This is a genomic window from Bacteroides sp. (genome assembly GCF_028690125.1).
Lineage (GTDB): Bacteria > Bacteroidota > Bacteroidia > Bacteroidales > Bacteroidaceae > Bacteroides.
On sequence record NZ_JAQVBV010000089.1, the window covers coordinates 1 to 6,836 of the forward strand.

At 39.4% G+C, this 6,836-nt stretch carries 3 protein-coding genes; all 3 read left to right on the forward strand.

All coding sequences use genetic code 11. The features are described 5' to 3' along the window. The first annotated feature begins 641 nt into the window (after positions 1–641). The 3 genes from PHO71_RS24895 (at position 642) to PHO71_RS26340 (ending at position 6,811) form a co-directional block, all read left to right on the forward strand. The gene (locus tag PHO71_RS24895; RefSeq protein WP_300208864.1) at positions 642–869 is read left to right on the forward strand and encodes a hypothetical protein; all 228 of its coding nucleotides are present in this window, start codon (positions 642–644) and stop codon (positions 867–869) included. Between the two features lie 447 nt (positions 870–1,316). Then, positions 1,317–5,702 carry a PGF-pre-PGF domain-containing protein gene (locus PHO71_RS24900; RefSeq protein WP_300208865.1) on the forward strand — a complete coding sequence of 1,462 codons (4,386 nt, stop codon included), beginning with the start codon at positions 1,317–1,319 and terminating at the stop codon, positions 5,700–5,702. A gap of 746 nt (positions 5,703–6,448) precedes the next feature. Further along, positions 6,449–6,811, forward strand: coding sequence for a tyrosine-type recombinase/integrase (locus tag PHO71_RS26340; RefSeq protein ID WP_367279937.1), 363 nt, complete (start codon positions 6,449–6,451; stop codon positions 6,809–6,811). Positions 6,812–6,836 lie beyond the last annotated feature (25 nt).

Consider the following 6,836-nt stretch of genomic DNA (forward strand, 5'->3'; position numbering starts at 1 on the left):
AATAAGACAGATTACTTAATACATTCTTAGGCAGGGTTGTTCTTAAATAATCCTCGTTTCTGTTATCATTATATTTCCATGCCATAGCTTTGTATACATAATTGTAAATTATTTTTTCACCATATATCAGCGATTCTTAGAAAGGGTCCTGATAGTGGAATATGGGGTACTTTCATGCTAAGGAATGACTCAACTATAATATCAAGTATTTTTGTTTACCATTCCTTAACCACGGAACACACTGAAGGACACGGAAACCGGCCTGATGGCCGGTGAGTACGCCGGTCCTTTAAATACCCGAGTTCCGCTTCGGGAGCACGGGGACCCCCGTTTCGCTCCGCTCAAGCGGACTGAAAAACGCCAGAGCAACCTTAATTGGCGTCTTCCGGCTTTCTTTTTCCGTGTGTTCCGTGTGTTCCGTGGTTTGAATACACACACCAAACGCCTCTATCAACAAAAACACAACCCGTATGAGTATAGAGTGATTCCAGAACTGAAAACATGAAGTTATTTTTCAGCCATTCCTAAATACTAAAAAGGCCCAGGGAGGAAAGATATCGTTTCATATCGTTTTAAAAATAGATATAAATCGATACCTGAGCACATGGACCTCCATTAAATTTTTCTAAATGGTATCAACAATGACTTCAAAAACTAAATTATTAGATACGATAAGGCAACACTGCCTGAATTGCTGTGGAGGGTCGCTGGAAGATGTGGAAAATTGCTTGGCTGGACCTGACGCAAGTCCTTTCTCAAAATGCGTGTTGTGGGAATTCCGACTTGGTAAAGATCAAAAGCCGAACTTACGTAAAACTCTGGAATTGGTGAATAGTACCCAGCTTACTGCCGTAGCACAAGATGGATAAGGGGAATTCCCCTGACATCCATTCTATTGCCCCAAAGAATAAAAAGGTATTATATGTCTTTTTTTTAAAAAATGAGGCTTAATAAACTTTAAAAATATAAATAAGTCTTTAATGCGTACTTAAATTAAAAATATGCATTTTTAAGCAGTTATCTGGCAAAATTGCCCACATTTGATATAACGGCTGCCCGCTTTCACAGGACCTACCCAACTCTGGCAAACCTCTTTTTTGAGTAAAATGATCTGGTCTGTGGAATTTATAAAAAATATTCCACAAGTTCCAAAAAGGGTTTCTCCTTGGCAGGGATGGTCTAGGATACAGAACCAGATATACCTCTCAAATATACAGACTATTATAATTCCCGACTCTATAGAAAAAGTTTAAGATGGGTTGTAAAAGTTGAGTATATATTGAAGTTTTTTAAATAAGCCACAAGGTGAAAAATAAATGGAGAATAAGAAGAAGTTGTATCCAATATCCGTAGTTTCAATAGCCTTCGTTTTCTTTTTTTCAGTTTGTATATCTTCTTTGATTTCTACAGCTTTTGCGCAGAGTGCAGATGGTCAATTATCCTTTAATGAGACTCAGATAACTACAAGTCAATCATCTCTATATTTTCCTGACATCTACGATGATAGGGTAGTGTGGATAGATGAGAGCAATGGGAACTGGGATATCTACATGTACAATCTTTCTACTTCCAAGGAAACCAAGATAACCACAAACGGATCAAATAAAGCAGACTCTGCAATCTACGGTAACAAGATTGTATGGGTAGACTATCGCAATGGAAACTCCGATATCTACATGTACGATCTTTCTACTTATGAGGAAACTCAAATAACTACTAATGTGTCAGAAAAAGCAAACCCTGCTATCTACGGTAATAGGATTGTATGGGAAGATCATCGCGGGTGGGGAAACTCTAATATCTATATGTATGACCTCTTTAACCACACAGAAACTCAGATTACTACAAATTATTCAGACCAGCGGGCGCCTTCTATCTATGAGGATAGAATAGTGTGGCATGGGTATCGTAATGGAAAAAATAAAATTTGTCTGTACAATCTTTCTACTTCTGATGAAACTATAATAACTTCCAATGCATCAGAACAGGCATATCCTACCATTTATGGTGATCGGATTGTATGGGAGGATATGCGTAATGGATTGGGAAACTCTGATATTTACATGTACAATCTTTCTAACAATAAGGAAACCCAGATTACAACCGATGAATCAAATCAGTACTCTCCTGTTATCTATGGTGATATCATTGTTTGGGAAGATTGGCGCAATGGATGCAGAGATATCTATCTCTACAATCTCTCCGCTTTCACGGTAGCTCAGGTTACAAATGACGGATCGGATCATTACAGCCCTGCTATCTATGGAGACTGGCTAGTTTGGACCGACAATCGTAATGGGGTTTCAAAATTTGATATCTACGCATGTAATCTTATAGACTCTGAGGTCATAAAAACTATAAATAGTCAGGCAACCCTTGTCGAAACCCAAATAACTACTAATCCATCATCACAGGAAGCACCAGCTATTTATGGAGATATAATCGTGTGGCAGGATTGGCGCAATGGTTACTCTAACTCTGATATTTACATGTACAATCTTTCTAACAATAAGGAAACCCAGATTACAACCGATGAATCAAATCAGTACTCTCCTGTTATCTATGGTGATATCATTGTTTGGGAAGATTGGCGCAATGGTTACTCAAACCCTGATATTTACATGTACAATCTTTCTACCCATACAGAAATGCAGATCACAACCAATGACTCGTATCAATTGGACCCCGCTATCTATGGTGATATTATTGTATGGATGGATTATCGTAATTTTAACCCTAGTGGTCTAGTCTCTGAAATCTATGTATACAATCTTTCTAACAATAAGGAAACTCAGATTACAACCGATGAATTGGAACAGGGGTTTCCTGTTATCTATAGTGACATGATAATATGGCAAGAATTTGGCGCCTATGGAGACTCCAATATCTACATGTACGATATTTCTACTTACAAGAAGACCAAAATTACAAATGATGGCTTGAATCATTTCTCCCCTGCTATTTGGGGGGATCGGGTAGTATGGCAAGGATCTCGAAATAATTATAAGCGCATATTAATGCACAATATTTCCACTTCCAAAAAGACTCTTATTACTACCAATAAGTCAACAAAGGAATTTCCTTCTATCTATGGTGATACAATCGTATGGACAGATTATCGAAATGGAAATGGAATGCCTATTAATCCCGATATTTACAGTTATAATCTCTCCACTAATACGGAAACACAAGTAACTACTAATAAATCGGATCAGAAGAATCCTAGGATTTACGGTAACAAGGTCGTGTGGGAAGATTGGCGCAATGGGAATTCTGATATATTTATGTGTACAATTTCAATAGAAAAAGCAGAGTCAAACTCCCCAGTCGCAGATTTCAGTATCAACGTAACCAATGGTTATGCCCCTCTCTCCGTTCAATTTACAGATCTTTCAAAAAATGCAATATCTAGGAGCTGGGACGTTAACGGTGACGGAATCGAGGACTCAAATGAGGCAAGCTTTATCTATAAGTACAATTCCAGAGGGATTTACACAGCTAAACTAACCGTAATAAATGCAAACGGCACAAATTCAAAAAGTACCACAGTAACTGTTTTAGAAAGACCTATTGCAGTACTTCCTGTTGCAAATTTCAGTACCAGTGTCACAGGCGGATATGCTCCCCTTCCAGTTACCTTTAGCGACCTTTCGCAAAACGCAACATCAAGAATCTGGGATTTTGGAGATGGAACTAATTCGGTTGATAGGAATCCAACGCATATCTACTCGATAGCAGGAAATTACACAGTGAACCTGACAGTCAGCAATACAAACGGTACAGATTCAAAGATTGCTACAATCAACGTTTTTAAAACCAGTGAACCAGTTGAATACATTGGGCCATTTGCATATATTACTAATGCAAAAAGCAATAAAGTCTCAGTAATCGATACAACAACTAATAATATTATAGCTACTATCAACGTAGGATCTGATCCTTGGGGAGTTGCAGTTAGTTCAGATGGAACAAAGGCATATATAGCAAATGTGTACAGCAACAGTATCTCTATAATTGACACAACTACAAACACTGTCATATCCACTGTTAATGTAGGACGCGAACCTTTTGGAGTTGCAGTCAGCCCGGATGGAACAAAAGTATATGTGGCAAATTATCTCAGTGACACTGTATCCGTAATCGACACAAAGACTAATGCTGTTACAGCTACAGTGGATGTAGCACTCTATCCCTTTGGAATTGCTGTCAATCCAGATGGAACGAAGGTGTATGTGACAAGTAATTACCATACTATCTCTGTAATTGATACAATAACAAATACTGTCATAGCCAAAGTGAATGGTATACTCAATCCTTGGGGAGTTGCAGTCAACCCAGAAGGAACTAGAGTATACGTGAGTTCCAGAAGCAATACAATCAATGTAATTAACACGACAACAAATACTGTTATAGCCATTGTACGTGTAGGAGTTGACCCTAGTGGAGTTGTAGTCACTCCTGATGGAAAAAATGTATATGTGGCAAACTATGAAAGTGGCAATGTCTCTGTAATAGATTCAATAACGAACAATGTTACAGCCCATGTGGATGTAGGAAGCTATCCTTATGGAATCGCAGTCACGCCAGACGGAAAAAATGTATATGTGACAAATTGGGGAAGTAGCAGTGTCTCTGTGATTGACACAAAAACAAACACTGTCACAGCTACAGTGAACTTAGAAAATCGCCCACTGTCCTTTGGACAGTTCATAGGTGGACCGTGCCAAAAACCAATACTTCCTGTCGTAAACTTTAGTACAAGTACCACCTGTGGTTATGCTCCTCTTACAGTTACTTTCATTGACCTTTCCCAGAACGCAACATCGAGAAGCTGGGATTTTAATGGTGATGGAATCGAAGATTCAAATAAGGCAAGCTTCGATTATACTTACACCTCTGCAGGGACCTATACCGTTAACTTGACAGTAAGCAACGCGAAAGGTACCGTTTCAAAAACCGCGCAGATAGCTGTGGAGAAGAAGAGCAGTGGAGGGAGCAGTGGCGGAGGAGGTGGGGGGTCTCCTGAGCCTGCAAGAAATATTGAAACCAAAGAGCTTTCACAGGCTTATGTCACAAACGGCAAGAACATAGAGTTTGATTTTGCAAAAAATGCGACCTGTGTTACGTATGTTAGTTTCGGTTCTAAAAAGACAGCTGGAAAGACCACCACGATTGTCGAGCAGTTAAAAAACAAGTCCGCACTCGTTTCCGAAATGCCTGAAGGAGAGGTCTATAAGTCCTTTAATGTCTGGGTAGGAAACAGCGGATTTGCAACCTCAAAGAACATTGAAAACCCGGTAATCGGTTTCAGGGTTGAAAAAGCCTGGATTAAGGATAAAAAGATAGACCAGACTTCCATTGCCCTTAACAGGTATAATGATGAGAATAAATGGGAACGGCTTCCAGCCAGCCTCTCAGGAGAAGACGATGAATTCCTGTACTTTACAGCTACAGTCTCAGGCTTCTCTTCTTTTGCAATTACAGGAACGGTAAAAGGAACTTCTGGAGAAAACGCAACAGACATGGAGTCTGAAAAAGAAATCCAGCTTGCAAAAGGTGCCGAAGAAAATACTGGAAGTACCAGGGATAACACCGGACAGGCCTCTAAACAGAGAGAAGATACAAAGGCTTCAGGGTTTGGGATAATCAGTGGAGTTCTCTGTCTATTCTGTATGTTTTTGTATAGGAACGGGGGAAGCTAAAACAGAGTGAATTACAACCAGGTACTGGAGAGTTATTGATCTGATCAATAATACTGATCTGATCAGTAGTTATCTCCTCTACCATCCGCATGTCATATTTATTCAAAAAAAAGGACTAAAAAACAGAAAAATAAAAAATGATGTAATATGCCGTATTTTAAGCAAATAAGGGTCATTAGATCTTAAAATGATAAATTAAGTTTTCAAACATACCTAAATTAAAAAAACTTTTAAGCAGACATCAGGCAAAATTGCCCACATTCGATATAAAGACCATCCACTTTCACAGGACCTTCCCAACTCTGGTAAACCTCTTTTTTGCATGAAATCACTAGGACCACGTATTTAAGAAAAATATTTCTCAAGTTTCAAAGGGAGGGCGCCTGCTTTATGAATTTTCAGGACCCCTCAGCAGGATCCCCCCTACTTTTAGTGGGGGGAGGAATGCGTTCAAACATTCACGGCCTGAATTAAAGTTGTACTGCTTGCTCTTATTCTTATGCAGTTTTTCTTAATATTGACACTTGTAGTTATCATGTCACCAAAAATATCACATAAAGTGAAATATCCCGTTGATCTTTTGCCTCTGCATCCTGTTTTTTTGTGGTAAGAGAAGGAGGATACAGAGTCATTCATATTTTACAGAACTTTTGGTACACTGCCCATTCGGGACGTTGATCTTGATAAAATGACGGTCTACCTTAAGTCCACCGCGAAGAGGTCTAACAAACTTGTGTTTTTTGATGATGAAACGCGGGCCTTTCTTAAATTACCTGGACAGCAGGACAGACCCAAACCCTGCGCTTTTCATAGGTCGTCAAAATGGAAACCGGATATACAGGAATCAGGTTTATGATATGGTCTCAGGGTACGCTCAGAAATGCGGCTTTCGCGATCCTGAGGGACATTTAGATGAAAAGTTTGGTGTTCATTGCTGTAGGCATTGGTTTACAACCTGGTTGCGAAGGTCTGGGATGCTTCGGCCTTTTATTCAGGAGTTGCGCGGTGACTCGCGCGGCGAGGCCATAGATGTGTATGATCACATTGAAAAAAACGAACTTCAGGAGTCATATCTGCGGCATATCCCTAAACTCGGGGTCATTCCCTGAGTTTATCCTTTTTGGGATAATCTAG

Excerpts from the sequence above, each read along its gene's own strand:
- PHO71_RS24895 (WP_300208864.1), top strand. The coding sequence starts at position 642 with ATGACTTCAAAAACTAAATTATTAGATACGATAAGGCAACACTGCCTG.
- PHO71_RS26340 (WP_367279937.1), top strand. The coding sequence starts at position 6,449 with ATGAAACGCGGGCCTTTCTTAAATTACCTGGACAGCAGGACAGACCCA.
- PHO71_RS24900 (WP_300208865.1), top strand. The coding sequence starts at position 1,317 with ATGGAGAATAAGAAGAAGTTGTATCCAATATCCGTAGTTTCAATAGCC.